Annotated in this window: 26 protein-coding genes; 10 read left to right on the plus strand and 16 right to left on the minus strand. The window is 67.9% G+C overall.

Annotated elements, in window-relative coordinates:
• Positions 1 to 135 precede the first annotated feature (135 nt).
• The gene (locus tag Raf01_RS23685) at positions 136 to 1437 is read left to right on the plus strand and encodes an alpha-glucosidase/alpha-galactosidase (protein ID WP_203920178.1); all 1302 of its coding nucleotides are present in this window, start codon (positions 136 to 138) and stop codon (positions 1435 to 1437) included.
• 288 nt (positions 1438 to 1725) lie between these two features.
• On the opposite strand, the gene Raf01_RS23690 is transcribed toward Raf01_RS23685, so the two are convergent.
• The 3 genes from Raf01_RS23690 to Raf01_RS23700 form a co-directional block, all read right to left on the minus strand.
• The gene (locus tag Raf01_RS23690) at positions 1726 to 2427 is read right to left on the minus strand and encodes a hypothetical protein (protein ID WP_203920179.1); all 702 of its coding nucleotides are present in this window, start codon (positions 2425 to 2427) and stop codon (positions 1726 to 1728) included.
• 38 nt (positions 2428 to 2465) lie between these two features.
• Positions 2466 to 2813, minus strand: a complete 348-nt coding sequence (locus Raf01_RS23695; RefSeq protein WP_203920180.1) for a PadR family transcriptional regulator — start codon at positions 2811 to 2813, stop codon at positions 2466 to 2468.
• Positions 2814 to 2885: 72 nt separating this feature from the next.
• Complete coding sequence (locus Raf01_RS23700; RefSeq protein ID WP_275413031.1) at positions 2886 to 3998, minus strand: ABC transporter substrate-binding protein; 1113 nt, start codon at positions 3996 to 3998, stop codon at positions 2886 to 2888.
• 169 nt (positions 3999 to 4167) lie between these two features.
• Here Raf01_RS23700 and Raf01_RS23705 point away from each other — a divergent pair, with 169 nt between their 5' ends.
• The 3 genes from Raf01_RS23705 to Raf01_RS23715 all read left to right on the plus strand — a co-directional run bounded on the left by Raf01_RS23705 (position 4168) and on the right by Raf01_RS23715 (position 6783).
• Complete coding sequence (locus Raf01_RS23705; protein ID WP_203920182.1) at positions 4168 to 5085, plus strand: class I SAM-dependent methyltransferase; 918 nt, start codon at positions 4168 to 4170, stop codon at positions 5083 to 5085.
• A gap of 120 nt (positions 5086 to 5205) precedes the next feature.
• Positions 5206 to 6108, plus strand: coding sequence for a hypothetical protein (locus tag Raf01_RS23710; protein WP_203920183.1), 903 nt, complete (start codon positions 5206 to 5208; stop codon positions 6106 to 6108).
• A gap of 246 nt (positions 6109 to 6354) precedes the next feature.
• Entirely contained in the window at positions 6355 to 6783 is a 429-nt protein-coding gene (locus Raf01_RS23715) for a hypothetical protein (RefSeq protein ID WP_203920184.1), read from the plus strand.
• 94 nt (positions 6784 to 6877) lie between these two features.
• On the opposite strand, the gene Raf01_RS23720 is transcribed toward Raf01_RS23715, so the two are convergent.
• From Raf01_RS23720 to Raf01_RS23730, 3 genes are all read right to left on the minus strand, one after another.
• Positions 6878 to 7408, minus strand: a complete 531-nt coding sequence (locus Raf01_RS23720; RefSeq protein ID WP_203920185.1) for a S26 family signal peptidase — start codon at positions 7406 to 7408, stop codon at positions 6878 to 6880.
• A 116-nt stretch (positions 7409 to 7524) separates the two neighbouring features.
• Positions 7525 to 9366 carry an ABC transporter ATP-binding protein gene (locus tag Raf01_RS23725; RefSeq protein WP_239133853.1) on the minus strand — a complete coding sequence of 614 codons (1842 nt, stop codon included), beginning with the start codon at positions 9364 to 9366 and terminating at the stop codon, positions 7525 to 7527.
• Between the two features lie 56 nt (positions 9367 to 9422).
• Positions 9423 to 9959, minus strand: a complete 537-nt coding sequence (locus tag Raf01_RS23730) for a TlpA family protein disulfide reductase (RefSeq protein WP_203920186.1) — start codon at positions 9957 to 9959, stop codon at positions 9423 to 9425.
• Positions 9960 to 10782: 823 nt separating this feature from the next.
• On the opposite strand from Raf01_RS23730, the gene Raf01_RS23735 reads away from it, so the two are divergent.
• Positions 10783 to 11514, plus strand: coding sequence for a GntR family transcriptional regulator (locus tag Raf01_RS23735; protein ID WP_203920187.1), 732 nt, complete (start codon positions 10783 to 10785; stop codon positions 11512 to 11514).
• 176 nt (positions 11515 to 11690) lie between these two features.
• Here Raf01_RS23735 and Raf01_RS23740 read toward each other — a convergent pair whose 3' ends face one another.
• The 10 genes from Raf01_RS23740 to Raf01_RS23785 form a co-directional block, all read right to left on the minus strand.
• The gene (locus Raf01_RS23740) at positions 11691 to 12803 is read right to left on the minus strand and encodes a 5-methyltetrahydropteroyltriglutamate--homocysteine S-methyltransferase (RefSeq protein ID WP_203920188.1); all 1113 of its coding nucleotides are present in this window, start codon (positions 12801 to 12803) and stop codon (positions 11691 to 11693) included.
• Positions 12800 to 13687 carry a class III extradiol dioxygenase subunit beta gene (locus Raf01_RS23745; RefSeq protein WP_203920189.1) on the minus strand — a complete coding sequence of 296 codons (888 nt, stop codon included), beginning with the start codon at positions 13685 to 13687 and terminating at the stop codon, positions 12800 to 12802. The genes Raf01_RS23740 and Raf01_RS23745 overlap by 4 nt, the downstream gene beginning before the upstream one ends.
• Positions 13680 to 14000, minus strand: coding sequence for a hypothetical protein (locus tag Raf01_RS23750; protein WP_203920190.1), 321 nt, complete (start codon positions 13998 to 14000; stop codon positions 13680 to 13682). The genes Raf01_RS23745 and Raf01_RS23750 overlap by 8 nt, the downstream gene beginning before the upstream one ends.
• A 144-nt stretch (positions 14001 to 14144) precedes the next feature.
• The gene (locus tag Raf01_RS23755) at positions 14145 to 15395 is read right to left on the minus strand and encodes an ABC transporter substrate-binding protein (protein ID WP_203920191.1); all 1251 of its coding nucleotides are present in this window, start codon (positions 15393 to 15395) and stop codon (positions 14145 to 14147) included.
• Positions 15396 to 15397: 2 nt separating this feature from the next.
• Complete coding sequence (locus Raf01_RS23760; protein WP_203920192.1) at positions 15398 to 16414, minus strand: branched-chain amino acid ABC transporter permease; 1017 nt, start codon at positions 16412 to 16414, stop codon at positions 15398 to 15400.
• Between the two features lie 62 nt (positions 16415 to 16476).
• The gene (locus Raf01_RS23765; RefSeq protein ID WP_203920193.1) at positions 16477 to 17358 is read right to left on the minus strand and encodes a branched-chain amino acid ABC transporter permease; all 882 of its coding nucleotides are present in this window, start codon (positions 17356 to 17358) and stop codon (positions 16477 to 16479) included.
• A gap of 2 nt (positions 17359 to 17360) precedes the next feature.
• Entirely contained in the window at positions 17361 to 18071 is a 711-nt protein-coding gene (locus tag Raf01_RS23770; RefSeq protein WP_203920194.1) for an ABC transporter ATP-binding protein, read from the minus strand.
• Entirely contained in the window at positions 18058 to 18840 is a 783-nt protein-coding gene (locus Raf01_RS23775; protein WP_203920195.1) for an ABC transporter ATP-binding protein, read from the minus strand. Before Raf01_RS23775 ends, Raf01_RS23770 begins: the two co-directional genes overlap by 14 nt.
• Positions 18841 to 19020: 180 nt before the next feature.
• A complete protein-coding gene (locus Raf01_RS23780) occupies positions 19021 to 19299 on the minus strand; it encodes a muconolactone Delta-isomerase (RefSeq protein ID WP_203920196.1) in 279 nt (92 codons plus the stop codon).
• A gap of 24 nt (positions 19300 to 19323) precedes the next feature.
• Complete coding sequence (locus tag Raf01_RS23785; protein ID WP_203920197.1) at positions 19324 to 20028, minus strand: alpha/beta hydrolase; 705 nt, start codon at positions 20026 to 20028, stop codon at positions 19324 to 19326.
• A gap of 226 nt (positions 20029 to 20254) precedes the next feature.
• On the opposite strand from Raf01_RS23785, the gene Raf01_RS23790 reads away from it, so the two are divergent.
• From Raf01_RS23790 to Raf01_RS23810, 5 genes are read left to right on the plus strand one after another with little or no spacing between them, the layout of a single operon-like run.
• Positions 20255 to 20959 carry a 4-carboxy-4-hydroxy-2-oxoadipate aldolase/oxaloacetate decarboxylase gene (locus Raf01_RS23790; protein WP_203920198.1) on the plus strand — a complete coding sequence of 235 codons (705 nt, stop codon included), beginning with the start codon at positions 20255 to 20257 and terminating at the stop codon, positions 20957 to 20959.
• Positions 20956 to 22029, plus strand: a complete 1074-nt coding sequence (locus Raf01_RS23795; protein ID WP_203920199.1) for a PrpF domain-containing protein — start codon at positions 20956 to 20958, stop codon at positions 22027 to 22029. The genes Raf01_RS23790 and Raf01_RS23795 overlap by 4 nt, the downstream gene beginning before the upstream one ends.
• Entirely contained in the window at positions 21999 to 23009 is a 1011-nt protein-coding gene (locus tag Raf01_RS23800; RefSeq protein ID WP_239133854.1) for a VOC family protein, read from the plus strand. Before Raf01_RS23795 ends, Raf01_RS23800 begins: the two co-directional genes overlap by 31 nt.
• Positions 23010 to 23069: 60 nt before the next feature.
• Positions 23070 to 23882, plus strand: a complete 813-nt coding sequence (locus Raf01_RS23805; protein WP_203920200.1) for an NAD(P)-dependent oxidoreductase — start codon at positions 23070 to 23072, stop codon at positions 23880 to 23882.
• The gene (locus tag Raf01_RS23810) at positions 23879 to 24910 is read left to right on the plus strand and encodes an amidohydrolase family protein (RefSeq protein ID WP_203920201.1); all 1032 of its coding nucleotides are present in this window, start codon (positions 23879 to 23881) and stop codon (positions 24908 to 24910) included. The genes Raf01_RS23805 and Raf01_RS23810 overlap by 4 nt, the downstream gene beginning before the upstream one ends.
• Positions 24911 to 24951: the final 41 nt, after the last annotated feature.

Here is a 24951-nt window from a genome sequence, read left to right on the forward strand (position 1 = left end):
GCCGGGTTGTGGCGGAGGCGAGCACAGACACGGCCAGCAACCCGTCTGAGCCAAGTGCGCAGAATTTCCGAGCAAAACTGAGCGTTTAGCGTCGAGTGTTGCTCGAAGATTGCGCGTGGTGCAACACTCTGACGCATGGTCAGGATTGGGTTCATCGGGGCCGGCAGTGTCGAGTTCACGCGCAACGTCGTCACCGACCTCTGTTCATTCCCCGAGTTGCACGGCGAGCTTCACTTGTCGCTGCACGACATCGACGCGGAACGGCTGGGCTACGCCGAGGCGCTCGCAAACCGCATCAGCACGCAGCTCGGAGCCGGCGCCACCATCACCGCGAGCGTCGACCGCCTGAAGGCGATCGAGGGATGCGACTACGTGGTCAACGAGATCCAGGTCGGCGGGTACCGTGCGACACGCGCCGACTTCGACATCCCGGCCCGCTACGGGCTGCGCCAGACGATCGCGGACACGATCGGCATCGGCGGCATCTTCCGCGGCCTGCGCACCATCCCGGTACTCATCGGCATCGGCGAAGACCTCGCGAAGGTGGCGCCAGATTCGGTGCTGCTCAACTACAGCAACCCGATGGCGATGCTGCCCTGGGCCGTCTACGCCGGCAGCCCGTTCAGCAACGTCGTCGGCCTGTGCCACTCGGTCCGGGACACGCACCAGTTCCTCGCCGGCCTGGTGGGGCACCCGGTCGAAGAGCTGGACCTGGTCACCGCCGGGTTCAACCACCAGGCGTTCGTGCTGCGCTTTGCCCGCGACGGTGTCGACCTCTACCCACGGCTACGGGAGCTGATCGAGGCCGATCCGCAGCTGCGGCGGCGCGTGCGGGTGGAGATCTTCCGCCAGTTCGGCTACTTCCCCACCGAATCCAGCGAGCACAGCGCCGAGTACGTCCCATGGTTCATGCACCACGACGAGCAGATCGAGCGGTTCCGGGTACCCGTCGGGGAGTACCTGCGGCGTTCCGAGGAGAACATCGCCGAATTCGACGAGACGCTCGCCGCCCTGCACTCCGACGCACCGCTGACCCTGTCCCCCACCTCCGAGCTGGCCTCGGAGTTCATCCACGCCCATCAGACCGGCCAGCCGACGGAGCTCTATGTCAACGTCCGCAACGACGGGCTGATCGACAACCTCCCGCCGGAGTGCTGCGTCGAGGTGCCCGCCCTGGTCGACCGCGACGGCCTGCACCCCAAGCCCGTCGGGGCGCTGCCGCCGCAGCTCGCGGCGCTCAACCGCACGTTCCTCAACGTCGTGGAACTCACCGTCCGGGCGGTACTCGACGGCGACCGGAGCCTGGTCCACCAGGCGGCGCTGCTCGACCCGAACACCGCCGCCACCCTGACCACAGAACAGATCCGGCAGATGTGCGACGAGCTGTTCGAGGCACACGGCGATCTCATGCCCGCACCCCTGCGGACGGGTCGGTAGGACCCATCCCGGGCATTCACCGGTCAGGGTCCACAGTGGAGCCACCGGGCGGTAGACCGCGCCACCACAGATCCGGCCGAGCAGCCAGAGGGCCCGGCCGGATCTGTCTGTGAGCCGGACATGTCACGGTGCACGGAAACGCTCGTCACCGTCCATGGCGGTCGAGCGCTTGCGCTGCCCACGTGGACACGCCGATGACCGGTACCGCCCGGCACGGGTCACGTCCTCACCGTCCTCGCGGAGCGCGCGGTCGTCGCGCAATCTGTAACCTGCGAACGGCCCGGTCGGTCAGATCAGGGCCGCGGCCTGCCCGGGCGGGTCCTCGTCGGGCATGGGCCGCGCGGCCGCCCCGGCCGGGCTCAGCGGCAGGGGACGGCGTGGCTCACGTACGCCGGCACCACCCGGCGATGCGGGTCCGTCCCCGTACGGGCCGGCCGGCACGCGCCGGGCCAGTCGCATCCCGTACCCAAGCCAGGCCGCCACGATCACGCCGGTCACGAGTACCGACATGCCGAGGTGCCCGGTAGCCGTACCTGTAGCGAGCGCGGCCGCGATCAGCGCCACCGTCACGGCCAGGGCGGCGATCCGGCCCCGGTACACCAGCTCGTGATGGCGTGAGCGGACCACCACCCGTGCCAGGCGGGCGGCCGGCGGTCGGTAGCGCGGCCGCAGCCGTACCCGTCTACGTCGGCTCATCCCGCCGGGAATGGCGACCCGACGGCGTCGCTCGCGCCGGGCCAGGCGACCGCGCCGGCGCTGGGGCGGCGCGCCTTGGCGCCGGCCGCGACGCCACCGCCCCCCGAGTTCGGCGGCGTGCTCGGTGAACAGGCTGGTACCCGCGTCGGCGAACACCGCGACCCAGAACCTCAGCCGGCTGCCGCCACGGGCCTCGACCGCGTCGCGGTAGTGGTCGCCGAACATCTGCACCATCTGCTCGCCGAACGCGCGCCGGTGCGCCGCCGGGTACAGCCGCACGAGCAGCCGGTACATCCGCTGCGCCCGCCGACGTCGCCTCCCGCCGTGGCGTTTCATGCCGATGCCAGCAGGTCTCGGTCACGGGCAACCGCGACCACCCGGGCATACCGCGCCAGTTCCGCACGGAGGGCACGGTGACCCTCCTCGGTCAGCCGGTAGTAGCGGCGGCGTTCGTCGTCGAGATCGGGTGCCGGCCGCTGCCCGGTCTCCTCGATCAGCGCGTCGGCCAGCATCCGCTTGATCGACCCGTACAGCGTCCCGGTGCCCATGCGCACCCGCCCCTGGCTGTCCTCGACGACCTGCTTGGCGATCTCGTACCCGTGCTTATCTCCGCCGGCCAGCGCGAACAGGATGTAGAACACGGCCGGCGTCAACGGGACCGGCGTCTGATCGTTCCCCATGCACCGAGCATACGTCCGTCACGGACGTATGCCTAGTGAGGTGGCCAGGTAGGTAGCCGCACCTCCGTGCGCTCAGCCGGTGTGGAGGATCCGGAAGCGATCGGGTTGCGCCGGATCTCGATCAACGACTTGGATCGGTGTCCAAGCCCATTGCCACACGCTGATGCCTGGCACGCGGGAGAACTGGATCTGCCCGCGGGTGCCTTCGACTGCCACGCGCGGCCAGAATCCGGCATCGCGCACCCGGTCCACGCCGTGAGAACGCAGCGCCTCGGCGAGGACGGCGACCGTGTCGTAGCCCTCGAACGCGACGAAGGAGGGTGCTTGGGCCAGTCGCTCATCGAGGGCCGCCTCGACTCGTACGCCGAGTGGACCGAGGCGCTCGGGCAGGTAGCGCAGGAACGGGATCGCGGCGCCGTCCTCGCCCAGCAACGTCGCCCATTCGGCGAACTCCGGTTGCCCGGCCGGAGCGCCAATCATGATCTGGGCGAGGCGCCGGTCGCGGCGGACCGACTTGACGATCGACACGGCCGGCTCCGGGTAGCCGACCAGAAGAAGGAGGGCCGTCACGCGATTGTCGACGAGTTCAGCGCACACGGCCGTGGGGGCGAACGCTCGCAGGTCGAGTTCGATGATGGTACCGCCGCGTGGAGCGAGGTGGTCCCGCAGGATGCGGGTTCCAGCTGCCCAGTACACACTCGACTCGGCTGCTACGGCGATCCGCCGGTGGCCCGCGCCGAGAAGGAAGTCCGCATAGATCTGCCAGCCGTGTGACTGCGCCGGAGCGAGGCGCGCGACCCATTCCGTCGGCTGTTCGGTGAGCCCGTCGAGGACCGCTGACGAGCAGAGAAAGGGCAGGCCGAGGGCGTCGGCCCTCGCGGCAGCGGCGCGAGCGACGACGCTGTGATACTCCCCCGCCAGGGCGGCCACGCCCAGGCCAGCCAATTCATCGACGGCCGCCACAGCTTTCCGTGGGTCGGCCGCGGTGTCTCGTACCACCAGCTCCAGTGGTCTTCCGACGATCCCGCCGGCGTCGTTGACATCGCGAACGGCCAGCTCGAGTCCGGCGAGCAAGTGTCGGCCCGCCTCGACCCACCCGGGCCGAGACAACGGAACGAGAGCACCGATCTGAACGGCCGATCCGTCGGTCCGCTCCGCCGCAGGTGGCGATGGTGGTGTATCCATGCGTTGGCGTCTCCCGTGTGACGATTCGGTTGCCGCACCGCAGCGGCAGCGCTCGATGGCGGAGCATCCTCAAACCAAGATCCGATCTTCCCAGCGGGCGGACGCACCGAGGACGCCGACCCCGAAAAACACGTGGATCGATGTGGGGTGGCCGGGCTACGGTCGCCGCATGATCTACCAGCATCCGTTGGCGTACCTGCTCGGGATCGAGGGCCTCGCGCTCCTGCACGCGTGGAGCGGGGAGTACGACGAGGAGTTCACGCAGCGGCGGCTGGCCGAGGTACGGGACCTGCTGGCCAACCCGGCGCTGACCGGGCACGAGGGGGTACTGGTCGGGCGGGGCGACACGCTCACCGGGTACCGGCAGTGGGCGGCGACCTACGACGAGCCGCGCAACAGCCTGTTCGATATCGATGAGCCGGCGATGCACCGGCTCATCGAGGCGCTGCCGGTCGGCGATGCCCTCGACGCGGCGTGCGGTACCGGAAGGCACGCTGAGTACCTTGCCGGGCAAGGGTTCACGGTGATCGGTGTGGACAGCTCACCGGAGATGCTGGAGCGGGCCCGCAACCGGGTACCGCTCGGCGAGTTCCGCCTGGGCGACCTGCGCGAGCTGCCCCTCTCGGACGACAGCGTCGACCTCGTCGTCTCCGGCCTCGCGCTGTCCCACTCGCCCTCGCTGGAGCCGGTGCTGACCGAGTTCGCCCGCGTCCTGCGTCCCGGTGGGCACGCGGTGATCTCAGATGCGCACTGCGAGATCGGCTTCCGCGGCTCCATCCCGCACGCGCTTGGGCCGGCCGGCGAGCCCGGCCTCGTCGCCACGTACCGGCACACCGTCGGCGACTTCGTGCGCGCCGCGCTGGCCGCCGGGCTCCAGATCCGGGCGTGCGAGGAGCCGCACGGCTCGGGTGGCGACCAGTTGCTGCCGCCACCGCCGGTACCTCCCGCAGAGGCGTCCCCCGGCGACTGGTCCGGCTGGCCGTGGTCGCTCATCGCGCTGCTGCCCGAGGCGGTACGGGCCGCGTGGGCGGTACCCGCGGTCGTCGTCTTGGACTTCGAGCTTCCCGAGGGCGCCTCGCTAGCCTGAACACGCCAGCCTGACGCCAACTTGGTGCGCGGCTGAGGTTCCCGGATCAGATGGAACGGGATGGCACGCCTCCTGTACGGGCGGGCGACGAACGCCCGCGACGACAGGCAGGGAGATGTTGTGATCAATGCATGGAAGGGGTTACGCCGGCGGCGGGCGCGCATTTTCGCCATCGCGCTGGCTCCCCTACTGGCGGTGGCGGTCGGTGCCATCGCCGCACCCACGCCGGCGTCGGCAGCGGTGCCCGGGCTGACCTACGTGTCGGCCTTCACCAACTACGACTCCGTGGTGTACAAGGCGGTAAGCGTCGTCTGCCCCGGTAACCTCGTGGTGGTCGGTGGCGGCTACGACCTGATCGGCGCCGCCGGCTCAGTGGTGCTCGACGACTTCATCCCGTCAACCAACAGCCTGCGGGTCGGCGCTGGCGAGGTGGTCGGGCCAGGCGAGCCGGCCGACGGTACCACCCTGAACTGGCAGGTGGAGGCGGTCGCGGTCTGCGCGTCCGCTCCAAGTGGATACACGATCGTCAGCAACACCTCGGCGTTCGCCACCGGCATCACCCGCGACGTGACCGCTACCTGCCCGGGCGGAACAACCGCGATCGGCGATGGGGCGTCGCTGGCCAACGGCTTCGGTCAGATCTCGATCTCGGACCTCGTTCTCAGCGGCAACCAGGTTACGGCCCGCGCGTACGACGACGAGGACCATTACAGCGATGCCTGGTCGATCAGCGCGTACGCGATCTGCGCAACGGGGCTTCCGGGCCTGCGGAGCGCATTCGGGTGGAGCGTCATCGACAGTCTCTCGCCTAAGTGGACGTCCGCCAGCTGCTCGACCGGTCAGGTGGGCATCGGTGTCGGCTGGTCGCTGTCCAACGGATTCCCCGTGACGGAGCAGTTGCTCAACATCGAAGCCCTCCCGTTGAACGGGGGACCGGCTCAGGACGTCGCGTCCGAGGATGCGGACGGGTACAGCGGATCGTGGTCCATTCAACAGGTCCAGGAAATCTGCGTCGATCCATGACGTGTTACGGCCCTGCAGGCGCCCGGCTGGGGTTTCCCAGCCGGGCGTTTGCGTGGGCGGCCATCTCGCCGCCCTGGCCCCAGGTCAGCGAGCGTACGAGCGTGAACAGGGCGCCGAGGTTAGATCCCCACCTATATGGACGGACGCTAGGATCACGGCCAGCCGCATCGGTCGACTGGCCGCCCGCACCTCCGTGCGTGGATGTCATCCCGGACCACCCAACGACAAGAACGGAGCAACCTACCCATGCCGAGGAAGCTGTCTCGCATCCTGTTCGCCACCGTCGCGACGGTCGCCATCACGCTCGGAATGCAAACCGCGGCGCACGCCCAGGTGATCGGTGACGAGCCCAATGGCTCCTATGTGGTGCAGAGCACCGCAACCGGGAGGTGCGAGGCGCACGTCGGCCTGTCGCAAGTCAACGGCACCCTGAACGCGTACGGATGGTTCCTGAACGACTACGCGAGCTGGAGCTGCATCGGATGGCTTGAGCGGTCGACTGATGGCGGCATCCACTGGTACATGGTCTCCGGAACCCATACCGTGGCATCGGATCCCAACAACATCCACGTGGACAACACCGGGTACTACTACGACGCCACCACCTACTTCGCACGGGCCTGCTTCCACTTCACCTTCTCGGGCGCTGCCACCCACTGCACCCGCGCACGCTGAGGCCGGCAGGCGCCGGTACACACCCAGTTGACGTGGCGGAGGCCAGAACATGTCGGAGCTGGCCTCCCCACCGCCCGGGCAACACGTCCCAAGGTCATCGCGCCGGCCGGAACACTCGGCCGAGCACCCTGTTGAGCGGGAAGTAGCCGGCTTGCCGGGAGTCGAAGCTGGCGGCGGGATTGTCGCCGAGCAGCACCACCCTGCCCGCCGGAACGCGGTCGTCCGGGGTGTCCGTGAGGCCCGGAACGGCCTCCCGCGGTACCGGGTCGCCCGGTACCGCCACCACCCGCTTGATGATCCATCGGCGGCTGGCGATCGCCGCCGCACCGGCCCTGGGCCCGATCGGCGGTGCTGTCTGGTGGCCGCCGGGCAACGGCCGCTCAAGCACGACCACCTGTCCTCGTTCGAGTACCGCGCCTCGGCGGACCAGGACCCGGTCCCCGTCGTGGTACGTCGGCTCCATGCTCTGTCCGTGAACGGTCACCGCCACGAGCCCTCGGGCCAGCAGCGCGGAGGCCAGCAAGCCACACGTCAGAATCAACGCCGGTACCGTGCAGGCTATCGCCCAGCGCCAGCCTGCCACGAATGCCAGGACCGGCACGGCGGCCCACAGCACGACCGCCACCGGGCGCAAGCGGCGGGGGGGACCTCGGTACCCGTCCTGATGCCACCGCGGGGCTTCGGGGGATCCCGGATGAATGGCAGGTTCCCCCGGGGACGGCCGCGTGTCCATCGTCATCCCTACGAAGCCGGTCGGTCCACGACAGAGTCCTGGTAGCCGGAGGCTTGGAGGGCGAACAGCCGGGAGTACTCCCCGCCTGCGGTCGTGAGGGTGTCGTGGTCGCCCTGCTCCACGATGACTCCGTCGCCGAGTACCACGATGCGGTCCGCGTCCCGAACGCTGCTGAGCCGGTGCGAGATGAGAACACTCGTCCGCTCACGCCGGTGTTCGCGCAGCGAAACGTGGATGTCGTGCTCGGACTCGGCGTCGAGGCCGGCCGAGGGCTCGTCGAGTATCATCAGGTCGCAATCATCGCGGATGAACGCCCGCGCCAGCGCGAGTCGTTGCCACTGTCCGCCCGACAGGCTCACCCCCGTCGCCGGATCCTCCTTGTCGGACTCCATGAAGAACATGCGTGACAGTAGGGTGTCGTACCCGCCGGGCAGTGCGGCCAGCTTTGCGTCGATGCCCGCACGCGTCGCGGCGGCCCGGATTCGCCCGCGATCGTCCCAGGCGTCGAGGTCGCCGAGGGCGATGTTCTCCGCGGCCGTCATTTCGTAGTGCATGTAGTCCTGGAAGACCGCCCCGATGCGCCGGCGCAGGTCGGCCGCGTTCACGTCGCGGATGTCTGTGCCATCCCAGAGAATCGCGCCACGGGTCGGGTCATAGAACCGGCACAGCAGTTTGACCAGAGTCGACTTGCCGGCTCCGTTGAGCCCCACCACGGCCAGCGTCGTCCCGTGGGGGATGTGCAGGTTGACGCCTCGCAGCACCCATGGGTGCTCGTCGGAGTAGCGGAACCAGACATCGCGCAGTTCGATCCCGTGCCGCAGCGGAGGCGCTCGGTGTGGCCGTGCCGCCACTGGCAGGTCCTGGCCGACCGTGGTCACCGCCAGGTAATGGTCGAACATCAGCAGTGCCTGGTGGGCGCGGGCGAACTCGATGGCGATCGTGCTCAACCCGGCCTGCGTGCCGGCCACCGCCGACACGAAGATGGTAACGTCGCCGATCGACAGCTGTCCTTGCCGAGCGCTGTCCACAGCCCAGATCAGGCCAGCACCGGACATCAGGGCGGCCAACAGGCCGAGGCCGGCCTGGACGGCCATCTGCCGGCGGTCCGTGGCACGGGTCGCGGCGTTCGCGGTACGCCGCTCGGTGAGCATCCGTGCGCGCAGGAAGCCGCCGAGGCTGAACAGCCGCACCTCCTTCGCGGCTTCCACAGTGGACAGCAAGTGGGAATAGAAGAACTCACGACGTTGCGCCGGCCCGATGTCCCACAACATCCGGGCCCGCCGCCGCGACAGAGCAATCTGAGCGATCAGCGTCGGCAGGCCGCTGACCAACACCAGAATCGTCATTGCGGGATTCAGCAGGAACATCGAGCCCATGAATCCGCTGATGGTGACCGACGCCCGTGCTACCCCGAGGACTCCGTCGACGGTCTGGCTCGGCGCGGTCTCGCCGGATTGTTGAGCCAGCCGCAGCCGGTCAAGGAAGTGGGGATCCTCGAAGCGGCGCAGCCCGATGAGTCCGCAGACCGCGGAGAACAGCCGGTCAGCGGCCAGCAGCCCGACCCGACGGTCCAGCTCGGCCCGCAGGTACTGGCTGATCTGCGGGGTGACCGCTGTGACGAGGCCGGCGGCGGCCAGCCCGGCGGCGAGTGTGAGCAGGACATTGAGCGCTTCCCTCGTCACCAGCCCGTCGATGAGGAGCCTGGTGAGCCACGCACTGACCACAGGCAGAACGCCGACGCCGAGGGTCAGGATCACGTAGAGCACGAGCGGGCGCGGGGCGGCCCGGACCGCCAGCAGGCCGGCACTGCTGGTGCGCCGTACCGCCGCAAGGGCCGGCGACTCGCGCACGGCAGCCTCACCGGCGTCCCCTGCTCCCACGACCGGCGGCGCGCTCCGGCCCATCCTCATCCCCGCGGGGCTGGCTGGTCCAGCTCGACGTGGTCGGCCTTGACCACTAACCGGCCGCCGGTCGAGGAGACCATCAGCACGGTGGGATATGCCTTCGTCTTGAACGCGTTACTCAGCGGGCCGGTGGGGCCCTCGACAACCACGCGGGCCACCGGACGCAGCATGTCGGTGAGCGCAGTGGCCTCCTCCGGCGCGCCGATGACGGTGGCCAGCACCTGACCCCGCCCGCCCGGCATGCTCCGCGCGAACTCCACGAACTTCGGCAGTTTCTCTTTGCACGGTTGGCAGGTCGGAGAGAAGAACCCGACCAGGGTCTCGGCCGTCATCACCTCACGACTCAGGGACTCGCCGTCCACTGTGGACGTATCGAACGCGCCGACCTCTTCGCCGACGGCGATGGACGCCGGTCCGCCGCCCATCCTCGTCAGCAGCTCGGTGTGTTCGCGCAATCGCTTGATGACGCCGACGGTGAGGAGCAGATCCAGGGTGCAGAGCAAACCGACGACCACGACGGCCGCAATCAAGAAGGGCATGCCATCTCCTCGTGATTCAACGGGAGCCGTGGGCGCCGCCCGCGGCCTCCAGGTTGACGGGTCGAAAAAGATCGGAAATGTCATCGAGTACGGCGACCGGGTCGGGGTCGCCGGGCGCGCGTCACCCACGGCGGGTGCTGGGATCGGGACAGGCCCTGGGATGGCGGGTGGAGAGCGCCCCGCGCGAGGCACTCTCCACCGCCACTGGCTGCTCGCAGCGGATCTACAGCGCCTGAGTCACTCGCAGACGATCGTTCCGCAACCCTCACCGGTGCAGCAGTACGCCTGGCACGGCGAGTAGCCGCATTGCCAGCAGGAGCTGTACGACCGCCAGCCGCATGATGCCGGCGACACGGCGGACGCGTCCACGTTCGGTACGAACCGCCTGAGCAGACTGGTCCCCAGCGCTTCGAGTCTCTTGTACACTTCTGCACTCCTCTCGCGATGAGACTGGCACCCGATCGGATGCCGTCGACCCCGCCCTCGCGCAGCTACCATCGCCGGTCCTCGTCGCGGGTCTGACCCGGAGGGCCGGACGTAGTGCCGCGCTTGCGGACCTTCCAGTCGAGCCTCCGGATGCTCGCAAATCCCGCCGCTTCCACGAGTCTGGAAGGATACGGAAATTTTAGATTCTGACGCTCGGAACCGACATCACGTCATAGTTGGACATCTATCTCCAACTCACGGTGTATGGCCTGATGCACCGGCGACCGGTCGGCTCCCGACTCGGGTTGCGCTACGGTCGGCATAAGTGTTGACAATCATGCTGGCAAATGGTGTGATAGTTCGCCAGAGTTTCTCGTCAGCCCGACCCGAGGGGATCATGCCGGCCCAACAGCAGAACGCCGGGGCACCGCGCTCCGGTGCGCCGAAGCGGGGCGGCCGGCCGGCACCCCACCCGTCGCCGAGCGGGGACGACCGTTCGCTCTGGGCGACGACGGCCATTCGCTCCGCCATCCTCAACGGCGAGTATTCACCGGGCGAGCGACTGGTCGAGGCGTCGCTGTGCGAGCGGTTCTCGTTGAGCCGGTTCCTCGTCCGAGCGGCCCTGCAGGATCTCGCCGGCGAAGGACTCGTCGAAGTTCAGCGCAACAAGGGCGCCCACGTCCGGAAGGTCTCGCTGGCCGAGGCGGTCGAGATCACGCAGGTCCGCATGGTGCTCGAAGGTCTGGTCGCCGCCGAGGCGGCCAAGCGGGTCACCGACGCACAGGCCGCGGAGCTGGACGAGATCCGCGTACTCATGCGGCACGCGGTCGAGGCCAGTGAGTTCCGCCGGTACAGCGACCTCAACCAGCGGCTGCACAACCTGGTCCGGGCCATCGGCAGCCACCAGACGGCGGAGAACATCCTCGCGCGGCTGCACGGGCAGCTTGTGCGGCACCAGTTCGCGGTCTCGATGCTGCCTGGCCGGCTGGCCGTCTCACTTCCGCAGCACGAGCGCATCATCGAAGCGATCCGTGCCCGGGACCCGGACGGCGCCGAGGCGGCCATGCGCGCCCACATTGCCAGCGTCATCGATGCGCTGCACAGTCTCGCGGAAATCGGGCTGAGCTGAGTCGCGGCCGACCCGCTCACGCGGCCGAGGTTGGACCGCCAGGCATTGTTGACAGTTGGGTCTCCAATCCCGGAAGCTCTCACTCCCCACCCACACGAGCGGCTGCCCCGGCAGGCTCAGCGGCGTCTGGCTGTCCTGAGTGGACGGCGCCGTAGACGGCCTGCCGGGATGCTCCGTCAGGCCCAGACCTCGCCGGCGATCTCGACGACAGTGCGGACCTTGGCCCACTGCTGCTCCTCGGTAAGGAGGTTGCCTTCCTCGGTGGAGGCGAAGCCGCACTGCGTGCTGAGCGCCAACTGTTCGAGCGGGGCGTACGCCGTGGCTTGGTCGATCCGCCGCTTCACTGCGTCCCGGTCCTCCAGCGTGCCGTCCTTCGACGTCAACAGGCCGAGCACGACCGTCTTGTCCCCCGCCGGCAGGTGGCGCAGGGGCTCGAATCCTCCGGCCCGGTCGGTGTCGTACTCCAGGAAGTAGCCGTCATAGCCGGTGCCGCCCAGCAGCGTTTCCGCGACCGGCTCGTAGCCGCCCGACGCGATCCAGGTGGATCGGAAGTTGCCGCGGCAGACATGGGTGGTGATGACCATGTCCGCGGGCTTGTCGGCGAGTGCCGCATTGATGAGCGCGGCGTAGCGCTCGGCCAGGCCGTCGGTGCGGATCCCGCGAGCGGCCGCCTTCTCCAGCTCGACCTGCGAGCACAGATACGCCCAAGCAGTGTCGTCGAACTGCAGGTACCGGCACCCCGCGTCGTAGAACGCTTTGACGGCCATGCGATAGGCGGCACCGAGGTCGTCGAACAGGGCCTCGTGATCGTCGCCGTACAGGTCGGTGGTCACAGCATCCGGGTCGAGCCGGAAGTGGAGGACCGTCGGTGACGGAATCGAGATCTTCGCGAGGACGCCATCGGAGACGTTGTCGCGCAGGAAACGGAAGTGGTCAAGCATCGGGTGATCGGCAGGGAAGCTGATCCGGTCGTCGACCCGCAGCACCTGGCTTTTCGTGGTGACGCCCTGGAATTGGATGCCGTGGTCGGAGTCGACGACGCGCACGCCGCCGAGCATGCCGAAGAAGTCGTAGTGCCACCACGAGCGGCGCATCTCGCCATCGGTGGCGAGCCGCAGCCCGGCGTCGGCCTGCCGCGCGATGATGTCGCGGACCGCCGCGTCCTCGACCGACTTCAGGCCCACGTCGTCCAGGGCGCTGGCCTCGTGCTCGGCACGGGCGCGGTGGACGCTGTCCGGGCGCAGGAAACTTCCGACGATGTCAGCACGAAAGGGGGGAGAGATCGTCACCGTCTCAACGTACTCCTCATCGGGGCGGATGGCGTGCCCGAGTCTGTCACTGCGAACAGAGCCAGGGCCGCGGCCGTGTTCGAGGCCGGCACGTGATAGGTGTCGTGGATCCGGGTCAGGCCGTCGCCGAGCGCACCGCGCATGACCAGCCACATGATGAGCTCGATGCCCTCCGATCCGGCCTGGTCGACATACTGCTCCCGGGAGAGGGCGGCCAGACTCGTCGGATCGGTCTCGATCTTCTCGAGGAACATCCGATCGAAGCGGGTGTTGATCAAGCCGGCACGTGCACCGGCGAGCTGATGCGACATGCCCCCGGTGCCGAAGACAGCGACCTTGATGTCCCGGGGAAAGCTGCGGATGGCCCGACCCAGGGCCTCCCCGAGCTTGAGGCACCGGGCAGCCGTCGGCTGCGGATACTGGATAACGTTGACCAGCAATGGGACGACCCGGCAGGGCCAGGACGCGCCGGGCTGTGGGCAGTAGACCGAGAGCGGCACTGTGAGCCCGTGGTCGACATCGAGGTCGTGCAACATGGTGATGTCGAACTCGTCGTCGACCAGTCGGGTGATCAGGTGCTCGCTCAGCGGCGGATGGCCGATGACCGGTGGTACCTGTCGCCGACCCCAGCCCTCGTCCGCGACCTCGAACCGCTCCCCCGTCCCGATCGCGAAGGTCGGGACCACGTCCAGGTCGATGGCGTTCGCGTGATCGTTGTAGATGATGACGGCGACGTCGGGCCTGTGTTCCGCCATCCACTCGCGAGCCGGCGCGTAGCCCTCGAAGAGGGGCTTCCAGTAGGCGTCTTCGGTCTTCCCATAGTCCATCGCGGCGCCGATGGACGGGACATGCGAGGTCGCCAGACCCCAGATGATCTCAGCCAAAGCGCCGCCCTCCCGAGACCATCAGGCTCCCGAACTCTTCCTCCGTCATGCCGGTGAACACCCCGCCGAGGTACTGCATCGACCGCTTGTCGACCTGGGCCAGCTTGAACGTGTAGAAGATGGAGGCACCCAGATCAAGCATCCCGACCCAGTCGCGGTCGAGGATCGCGCGTCGCTGTTCGTCGGTCAGGTCGAAGCGGCCGCAGTATGCCTCCTCGTCAGAGAGAAAGTCGCGGCGGTTGTGCTCGTCTTTGAATGATGCGCAAAGTCGGTTGATGGCAGCTCCGCGACGACCCTCGGCGATGTCGAACACGTAGGTGTCCCTCGCGCGGGGCGCGTCCCGGCTGGAGCTTCCCCCGGGCTCGGCCGCGGCGGGTGTCGCCATGACAACGCCGTCCTTCCGGTGGTGCCACGGGTCGGGCGAGGCACGCTCGCCCGACCCGTGGCTGTTGTCCGATCAGCCGAAGTTCTCGACTGTGGCGTAGCCGGTTCCGTTGTACTTCTGCACCACAACCGCCGAGACAGCAGGCTGCTTGTCGACCGAGGTGTTCACCGACGTCCCGTCGAGCATGAGCGGCGCCTTGAAGTCCGAGATGCCGCGCAGCGCCTTCATGAAGTTGTCGCGGGTCGGCTCGGTCATCTTCGTGAACGCCTGCTCGAGGATGGCGCCGGCCATGTAGCTCCACATGCAGTGCGGGAAGGCCGGAGTCTCGTTGTAGCTCCCGTACTGCTTCAGGTCCGACAGGAACTTCTTGACGTCCGGGTCGTTGGCGAAGGCCGGGCTCGCCGGAGCCTTGGCGAAGGAGACCGAGTAGACGCCTGGATACGCGGAGGCGTTGCCAGGCTTGAGGATCGCGGCCGGGCTGGACGTGTTCGAGGGAAGGAACCAGCTCGGCTTCCAGTTGAGCTGCTGTGCCTTCTGGAGGCTCGCGATCGCGAGCGGGGTGATCGACATCGCGTTGAACATGACGTCGGCGCCGGTCGCCGCGAGCTCGGTGATCTGCGCGTCGACCGAGGTGTCCGTGGCCTCGTAGGTGAGCTCCTTGACGATCTTGATGTTGCTCGCGCCTTCGATGCCCTTCTTGAGGCCCTCGACGTAGCCCTGTCCGTAGTCGTCGTTCTGCGACAGGACGGCGACCTTGTGCGCGGTCCCGGACGAGGCGAGCAGCTTGCCGAACGCCTCGCCTTCGTTCGGGTACGCCGGTACGAGGCTCAGCTGGTACGGGCTCTGGCTCGTGTCGTTGAAGATCGGATCACCCGTCATGACAAGGACCTGCGGGACCTTGTCCGAGATGGCCGCGGTCCGGTAGGCACGGTTGGTCGGAGTGCCGAGCCCCGCCGTCATCGCGAAGACGCTGCCCTTCAGCTGGTCATAGTTCGCCTTCGCCTTCTGGGGGTCGTACGCATCGTCCAGCGACTTGATTTCGACCTTTCGGGTCTTGCCGTCGCCGAACTTCACCCCGCCGGCGGCGTTCGCGGCGCCGAAGTATGCCTTGATGCCGGCGACGGTGCAGGTGCCGGGACCGGCGGTCGCGCCACTGAGGGGAGTCGTGATGCCGAGGGTGATGGTCGAGTCGGTGATGCCGGTGCTCGCGCCGCCGTGGGACGCGCCGTCGCGGCCGCGCCCACAACCGGCGACCGTCATCGTGGAGACGGCCGCGATGAGGGCGATCGCCCCCGTCAGCCTCTGATAATCCTTTAGCTTCATTCCTATTCTGGCCTCCCTGTTGGAATTCCGCTCATCGTTGGGGCTTCCTCCACTGCCTTTCGTCCCCGTGCCGGCGCTCCAGAGGAGGACTGTTGGCGGTCGGCTCCGCCCGTGGGGCGGTTCCGGCGCAGTTTCCGTGCGATCACCCGGGGCAGCGACACGAGGCCGCCCGGCAGGAGGAACAACACCAGCAGGAGGAGAGCTCCCTGCAGCAGCTCGGTGGTGTTGGGGTCGACGTGGTTCGCGAGCTGAGGAGCGAGCACGTAGTATGCCCCGCCGAGCAGCGAGCCAACGATGCTGGCGGATCCGCCAATGACCATCGACGCGAGCAGCGTGACGGAGTGGCCGAGACTCAATGTCTCCGGCGATGTGAACTGAACGACCGCCATGTAGAGGAATCCGCTGACACCGCCGATGAGCGAGGCGACGGTGAAGGCCAGCACCTTGTAGCGGTACGGCGAGATGCCCATCGAGGCGGCAACCGCCTCATTGCTCTTCACGATCGCGAACGCGCGCCCGTACTTTCCCCGGACCAGGTTCCTGGTGAGCAGGAACACCGCCCCGCCGACCACAAGTACCACGTACAGCTGCCATTGATCGTTGTAGAGCCCGCTCCACTCGGGGGCACTCGAGAACGCCGAGGAGAGTCCCTGCGATCCGCCGGTGTAGTCGGACAGGCGCTTGGCGAGAGGGACGCCAACGATCGGGAGGGCGAGCGTCAGCATCGCGATCGCAAGTCCGCCGAGCCGGGCCGCGGCGAGCGCGACCAGGAGCCCGATGACTCCAGGGATCAGGATGCTCGCCACGAGCACGACGCCGATGTTCCAGCCGTGGGTGGCGCCGTACGCGGTCACGTAGGCACCGACGCCGACGAAGAAGATCTGGCCGAGCGAGACCTGGCCGGTATAGCCCATGACGACGTTGAGGCCGAGCACCGCCACCGCGAAGACACCGATCCGCGCGAGGTTCTGGTTCGTGTACTCGTCGAAACCGAGTGGCACGGCCAGCACCGCGATCACGGCGATCGCGGTGATCGCCCGGCGCACCCAGGCGCGAGAGAACAATCCTGGAGATCGAAACATCAGACGCGCGCCACGACTTTCCGACCGAACAGGCCCTGAGGTCGCACAACCAGTACCACAAAGGTGAGGATGAACGGAACAGCGACCTTCAGGTCGTAGCCGATGAAGTGCACGTACACCGCCGCGAGGTTCTCGACGACGCCGATCAGCCAGGCTGCGACGACCACGCCTACCGGACTGGACTGACCGCCGAGGATGACGGCGGCGAGGGCGTACACGAGCGCGGTGTCCATCATTCCGGGCGTCAGCGTGAGCTGTGGCGCGACGAGCGCTCCGGCGACCGCGCCGAGCGCCGCGGCGAGTCCCCACCCCGCCATGAGCAGGCGCCCCACGGGAAGACCCGACAACGCGGCCGACTTGGGGTTGATGGCGACCGCACGGAGCGCGAGACCGAACTTCGTTCCGAGGAAGAGGGCTTGCAGGAACAACATGATCACGGCGATGACCGCGAAGGTGCCGATGGACCGGATGCTGACGGCCGCGCCGAAGATGGAGACCGTCGTGAGCGAGAACAGCGACCGGAACTGCTGGTTGTTGTAGGTCCAGAGCCAGCCGCAGATGCCGGTGATCAACGTGAGCAGACCGATGGTCACGACGACCGCGGTGTCTGGGTCGCCGCGTTCGAACCGGCGCATGACAAGGCGTTCGACGAGGGCGCCCAACACGAACGACGCCAGTACGGACAGGAGGATGGCGAGGATGAGGGACAGCCCGTGCTCCGTCAACAACCACGTTATGTACGCCGAGAAGACAGCCATGCCGCCCTGGGCGAAATTGATGAGTCCGGTCGCCTGGTTGACCAGGACGATGGCGAGTGCGAGCACCGCGTAGATCGACCCGTTGGAGAGCCCGTCGACAACGAGCTGAATGAATTGCCCCATCGTCAGCCTCCCAGGTAGGCGCGTCGGATCTCGTCCATGCCCTTGAGCTCGGCCGACGTGCCGCTGAGCACGTTGCGACCGGTCTCCAGCACGGTCGCACTGTCGACCAGACGGAACGCGAGGTTCGCGTTCTGTTCGACCACGAGCATGGCGATGCCTGACTCCCGTCGAAGCTTGGCAATGGCGTCGTAGACGGTCATCGCCGTGCTCGGCGCGAGGCCGAGCGATGCCTCGTCGAGCAGCAGGAGTCGCGGCTTCGCCATGAACGCACGCCCGACGGCGAGCATCTGTTGCTCTCCCCCGGACAGTGCCGAGGCATGAGACTTGTACCGTTCCCTCAGGTTCGGGAAGAGTTCGAGCACGAACTCGATGTCGGACTCGACGCCCTTCCGATCGCGCCGCAGGTACGCGCCGATACGAAGGTTTTCGCGGACGGTGAGGGCGCCGAAACCGCCACGGCCCTCGGGCACGTGCGCGATGCCCATGGCGGCAACCTGTTCCGGACGCTTGCCACGGATGTCCGCGCCGTCGTAGAGGATCCGCCCGCCCGCGCGAACAGTCCCGCTGATCGATCGCAACGTCGTCGTCTTCCCCGCGCCGTTGGCGCCGAGGATGCCCACCGCACCGCCCTCCGGCACGGACAAGGACACTCCGTCGAGCACCTGGACCGGGCCGTAGAAGGCCGTCACCGATTGGAGCTCAAGCAGCGTCATCGACGGCGTCGTTTCCGATGTATGCCTCGATCACGCGGGGATCGGACTGCGCCTCGGCGGCGGTGCCATCCATGAGCTTCCGCCCGTGATCGAGGACGACAACGCGGTCTGTGAGCGCGGCGATGAGTCCCATGTGATGCTCCACGATCACGACAGTGATGTCCTCCTCCGCACGGACCCGGCGGACCGTTTCGATGAGCTGCTCGACCTCCGAGTGGGGCAGCCCGGCCGCCGGCTCGTCGAGCAGAAGAAGTTTCGGCCGCGAGAGGAGGGCGCGGCAGAGCTCGATCCCCTTGTGCAAGCCGTGGGACAGCTCGTCCACGCGGCGGTTGGCTGCCCACCCGAGGTGGTTGCGGTCGAGCAGTTCGAGGGCTTCGGTTCGAAGTTCGCGCTCTGAACGCGTCAGATGGCGCAGCCGCAGCGACCATTCGATCGGGCCGCCGGGAAGTCGGGTGTGCGCCCCCAGTAGGACGTTCTCAAGAACGGTCGCCCCTAGTCGCAGCGCCGGATGCTGGAATGTCCGGGCAAGACCGTGACGGGCGAGCGTTGCGGGGGCGGTGCCGAGCACCTCGACGCCGTCGATGGTGATCGAGCCGGAGCTGGGACGGTAATGCCCGCTGATGCAGTTGAACAGCGACGTCTTCCCCGCGCCGTTCGGGCCGACGAGGCCGAAGATCTGGCCGGGCGCCACGGCGAACCCAACCTCGGTGAGAACCCTGATTCCACCAAAGCGCAGATTCACGTCGGTGAGCGTCAATTCCGCCGCCATCGGCCGTCCGTCCTCTCGTCGTTGCCACATCGCCCCGACCGTGGGAGGAGTCCATCCTGTGCTGGACGGTACGGAGCCGCCCCGATATTGTCAACAATTCTGTGAATAGGGTTGAGGCCGATGGGCTGGGCATCGGTGCCGGCGTATCGGGTCAGTTAGCGGGCCGCCCCGCGCATCGCCTCAGGACCGCTCCTGGGGATGCTGGGCAAGCGCTTCGACGTGTACGTCAAGCCAGGGCGCCATCGGCAGAGACATCAGCGCGTCGTGCAGTGCCGCGGCGTCGGGCGCTTCATACAGCCCGATGGTCGCGTTGCGGCCCGGTACCCGCCACAACCGTTTCAGGACACCGGCCGCCCTCAATTCCATCGCGCGGGCACGCTCCGCGGCCCTCAGTTCCTCCCGCCGCTCAGGAGCGGTGTCAGTTGGCAACCGGTTCTCAGACCTGACCAGAAACTCCACAGCGATCCCCTCTGCGTCCCGGCCTCAGCCGACGAGTGTGTCCAGTACGCCGGCCAACTCTTTCGACGCGGTCACCATCGCCTCGTGACCCGTCGCGAGGTCGACCACCGGCCATCCTTTCGCCCTGGCCCGGTCGGCCTGGCTCCGGAAGGCGCGCATCCAGTCCACACACTCGACGAAGGCCGCGGGCACGCGCTCCACGGCACCGCTGCGCCGCAGCGGGTCGGTGTAGGTCTTCCACGGGTGGGGTGTGAGTCGCGGCGTCAGCCAGTCGATGTCGGCCTGCTCCGTCACGCCGAGCACGTCGAGCTTGCGGACGGGAACCAGCCAGCCGAAGCCGGGGCCGGCAGCGGACTCCGACCAGTGGTGCGCCACCGATTCGGGCAGCAGCGAGACCGCGCTCTCGCCATCCTCCCCGACGAAGGCATCGAGGTACACCCGCTTGGCGACCGCGTCCGGGCGCCTGTCGGCGACCGCGGTGATGACCTGGCCGGCGTAGCTGTGGCCGACCAGCACCACGTCCCGCAGGCCAAGCACCTCGATGACGCGCGTGACATCCTCGACGTGCGTGTCGAGCCCGACCATGGGCGACAACAGGTGTGCCCGCTCGGAGAGGCCGGTCAGCGTTGGGGCGTGAACCTTGTGGCCGGCACCTCGCAGTAGCGGTGCGACCCGGTCCCAACACCACCCTCCGTGCCACGCGCCGTGCACCAGGACGAACGTCGCCACAGATCCTCCAGCTGTCGCAGGCGCGGGGACTCCTTCGACCGTGACATGCTCTCATTGGGCAACACGATTGACAACAATCGTGTTTGGTATTTACGGCCGGCGTTGACGAACGCTACGCACATCGTTGACAATTTTGAAGGCAATCTTGACCACGAACGCGGGAGCGCGTACACCTTGATGGCGCACCCGGTGCGCCAGATTTCCAACGCGACGGAGGTGACCGCACGTGGCACCGCACTTCGTCGTCCGGACGGTGGATCGAGCCGATCCGGATTCGATCGCCCAACTCCGCGCGGCGGGCGTCGCCACGGCGCACGAGGCTGCTGGCCGGATCGGGTTGCTCGGCATGGACATCCAGCCACGCCAGAGCGGGACGGTGATTGCCGGATCGGCCATCACCGTCTCCTGCCACCCCGGCGACAACCTCATGATCCACGCTGCCGTGGAGGTCTGCTCCCCCGGCGACGTGCTCGTCGTGACCACGACATCGCCGTCGACCGACGGCATGTTCGGCGAGCTGCTCGCCACGTCACTGCGGTCACGCGGCGTGCTCGGCGCTGTTGTCGACGCCGGTGTACGCGACATTGCCGCACTGCGTCGCATGGGGTTCCCGGTCTGGTCTCGTGCCGTACACGCCCAGGGCACAGTCAAGGCGAGCCCCGGCTCGGTCAACGTGCCAGTGGTCGCGGCAGGCCAGATCGTGCACCCCGGTGACGTCGTCATCGCCGACGACGATGGCGTGGTGGTGCTACCCGCGGCACGCAGCCGGGCGGTGGCCGAGGCATCCGCGAAGCGGATCGCCGGCGAGGCCGGCAAGCGCGATCAGCTGGCGAATGGCGTACTCGGCATGGACATGTACCAGCTGCGGCCGCGGCTTGCCGAGCTCGGCGTGCGGTATGTCGACCGGCTTCCGGTGGAGGGCGAGACATGACGCCGGAGGACGACGGCATTCGCTGCATGCAGATGCGCGGCGGCAGTTCCAAGGGCGCGTACTTCTGCGCGGAAGACCTGCCCGCCGATCCGGCCGAGCGGGACGACCTGCTGCTGCGCATCATGGGATCGCCCGACCCGCGCCAGATCGACGGCCTGGGCGGTGGCCACCCGTTGACCAGCAAGGTCGGGGTGGTCGCGCCATCGCCGGACGCCGAGGCAGACGTCGACTACCTGTTTCTCCAAGTGGTACCCGACCGGGCAATCGTCACCGACGCCCAGACCTGCGGAAACCTGCTCGCCGGCGTCGGCCCGTTCGCGATCGAGCGGGGTCTCGTCCCGGTGGCTGGAGACGTCACCACGGTACGGATCCGAGCCGTCAACCCCACCGTCAACCTCGTCGAAGCGCAGGTGCGGACCACCGGCGGCCGCGTTCGCTACCAGGGCGACGCGGTCATGGCCGGCACACCGTTTCCCGCGGCGCCGATCCACCTCACATTTCCCGGCAGCCCACGCCCGGTCTTCCCCACCGGCCGGCTCATCGACGACCTCGCCGGCATCCCGGCCAGCTGCGTGGACGCGGGCATGCCGGTGGTCATCGTGCGCGCCGCGGACCTGGACATCGAGGGCACCGAAGAGCCCACGGATCTGGAGAATCGAGATCCGCTCCGAGCGGTGATCGAAGCGGTCCGCCTCGAAGCCGGTCGGGCAATGGGCTTGGGGGACGTACGCGAGGCGACCATACCGAAGATCACCATCGTGTCCCCGCCACGCGATGGCGGCACGGTGACCACGAGAACGTTCATTCCGCATCGCGTCCACGCGGCGATCGGCGTGCTGGGCGCGGTCTCCGTGGCGGCCGCCGTCCGCACGCCGGACACGGTCGCGACACCGGACGTCCCGGTTGACCGGCTCGTTCGCATCGAACACCCCACCGGTACCTTCGATGTCGCCGTCGACCTCGATGTCGACGGACCCGCCACCCAGCTGCGCCGCAGTTCCGTCGTGCGCACCGCCCGCAAAATTTCCGACGGCCTGGTATGGCCCCGCAGCGGAAAAGCAGGGATATGAGCTCTTCGCTTACTCACGACCCGGACAGGCGCCGCGACATCGCCCATGTGGGACCCGTCGAGCTGTACACGCCGGTCCTCGAAGCCTCTCGCGACTTCTTCGTCCACGTCATGGGACTCCGTGAAGTCCACCGAGACGGCAACTCGGTCTACCTGCACACCTGGGACGACTACCAGTCCTGGACGGTGCGGCTGATCCAGCGCGAGACGGCCGGAGTCGGGCGCACCTATCTTCGCGCCGCCAGCCCGCAGGCGGTCGACCGCTTGAACGCGACGATCGACGCGGCGGGCATCGACCGGGTCACCGCGACCGAAGTCCACCACCTCGGCGACGTCCAGCTCTTCACCGATCCGGACGGCCACGAATTCGGGCTCTACTGGGACGTCGAGTGGTATGTCGCCGACGACACCGATCGGCCGGCGCTGAAGAACCAGGCCGCCGCCTACGCCGGGCGAGGTGCCAACCTGCGACGCCTCGACCACGTCAACTATCTCGCCGCCGATGTGCCGCAGACCTCCGCGTTCCTGCGAGACGTCCTCGGCGGGCGGTGCACCGAGCAGATCATCAAGGATGACGGCAGCCCACAGGCAATCTGGTACTCGGTGGGCAACAAGTCCTACGACCTCGTCTACACCGAGGACTGGACCGGCCACAGTGGACGGCTGCATCACCTTGCCTTCGCCACCGACACCCGGGAGGAAATCCTTCGCGCCGCGGACGTCTGCCTCGACGCCGGCGTCCACATCGAAACCGGGCCGCACAAGCACGCGATCCAGCAGACCTTTTTCCTCTACGTCTGGGAACCGGGCGGCAATCGCATCGAAATCTGCAACGCGGGAGCCCGCCTGATCCTCGCGCCCGACTGGAAGACCATCAGTTGGACACGCGAGGAACGCGCCAAGGGACAGGCTTGGGGCCTCAAGACAATCGAAACCTTCCACACGCATGGCACGCCGGTCGTCGACAAACCCGCCGGCTGACCACCTCGCCGCCGACGTCGGGCCAGTCATCGCCCGCGGCGACTCGTAAGGAGCCCAGTCATGCCCGCATCACAGTCTCCCGGCGAAGCGTCGCAACCTCCGCGCATCGCCGTGCTCGGTCTCGGCGAAGCCGGTGGGGAGATCGCCACCGATCTCGTCGCGGCCGGAGCGGATGTCCGCGGCTTCGACCCGCTGGTGCTGCCGCCGCCGGGCGTCACGGCCCGAGCCGACGACGCCGATGCCGTACGCGACGCGGATCTGGTGCTCAGCGTCAACAGCGCCCACGACGCCATTCCCGCACTGGACAACGCACTGCCGAGGCTCCGTGACGGCGCGATCTGGGCCGATCTGAACACCGCCGCCCCGTCGGTGAAGGCCACGCTGGCAAGCCGGCTCGCGGGCCGGCCGATCGCCGTGGTCGACGTCGCACTCCTTGCTCCCGTACCGAAACAGGGCCTGCGTACACCGATGCTCGTATCCGGCGACGGCGCGGAGCGCTACGCGGACATCCTGATTCCCCTCGGCGCGCACGTCACGGTCCAACCCGGACCCGCGGGCGCCGCGATCTCCCGCAAACTTCTGCGCAGCGTCTTCTACAAGGGTCTCGCCGCCGCGGTCGTCGAAGCGCTCGCCGCGGCCGAGGCGGCCGGCTGCGAGACGTGGCTCTACGAGAACATCAGTGCCGAATTGACCGGCTTCGACAAGCACACCATCGACCGCCTGGTCACCGGCACCCATCGGCACGCTCGGCGGCGGGCGGACGAGATGGCCGCCGCCTCCGAGCAACTACGCGAACTCGGGGTCCAACCGCGCATCGCCACCGCCGCTCACGACCTGCTCGCCGAGTTGCGGGATCAGGAGACGCACGAATGATCATCGACTGCCACGGCCACTACACGACCGCGCCCGAGGCGCACACCGCGTGGCGCGAAGCGCAGCAGGCGGCGTTTCGGGACGGGCTCCAACCGAGGCCCTATCCCGCGATCCCGGACGACGACATCCGCGCGTCCATCGAGAACAGCCAGTTGCGGTTGATGCGCGAGCGCGGCGTCGACCTCACCATCTTCTCGCCGCGCGCTTCCGCCATGGGCCACCACTTCGGCGATGAGACCGTCAGTACCGCCTGGTCCCGCGCCTGCAACGACCTGATCGCCCGGGTCACGCTGCTCTACCCGACCAACTTCGTCGGCGTATGCCAGCTGCCGCAGTCACCCGGACTGCCGATCGGTCACGCGGTCGGCGAACTGCGCCGCTGCGTGGAAGAGCTCGGCTTTGTCGGCTGCAACCTGAACCCGGATCCCAGTGGTGGCCACTGGACGTCGCCGCCCCTCACCGACCGCTGGTGGTATCCGCTCTACGAAGCCATGGTGGAACTCGACGTTCCCGCGATGGTCCATGTTTCGGCGGTCACGAATCCGAACTTCCACGCGACCGGCTCGCACTACCTCAACGCGGACACGACCGCGTTCATGCAACTGCTTCAGTCCGATCTGTTCCGGGACTTCCCGGAGCTGAGACTGATCATCCCGCACGGCGGTGGAGCGGTGCCGTACCACTGGGGGCGCTTCCGCGGGCTCGCCGACATGCTCGGTCGGCCCGCGCCCAGCGAGTCGGTCATGACCAATGTCTTCTTCGACACCTGCGTCTACCACCAGCCCGGCATCAACCTGCTGTTCGACGTCATCGACATCGACAACATCCTGTTCGGATCGGAAATGGTCGGTGCCGTCCGAGGTGTCGATCCAGAGACCGGGCAGCATTTCGATGACACCCGCCGCTACATCGATGCTCTGCCGCTCAGTCCTGGCGATCGCCACAAGGTCTACGAAGCCAATGCTCGCCGGGTCTATCCACGGCTCGAAACGGTATTGACCACCACCACAGCGGCTCATTCGGAATGACCGGGTCGCCCGCGGTGTGTCAGATCCTTGGCCCTGGCTCC

It is taken from the genome of Rugosimonospora africana, from assembly GCF_016862975.1.
In the GTDB taxonomy this organism is placed as follows: Bacteria; Actinomycetota; Actinomycetes; order Mycobacteriales; family Micromonosporaceae; genus Rugosimonospora; species Rugosimonospora africana.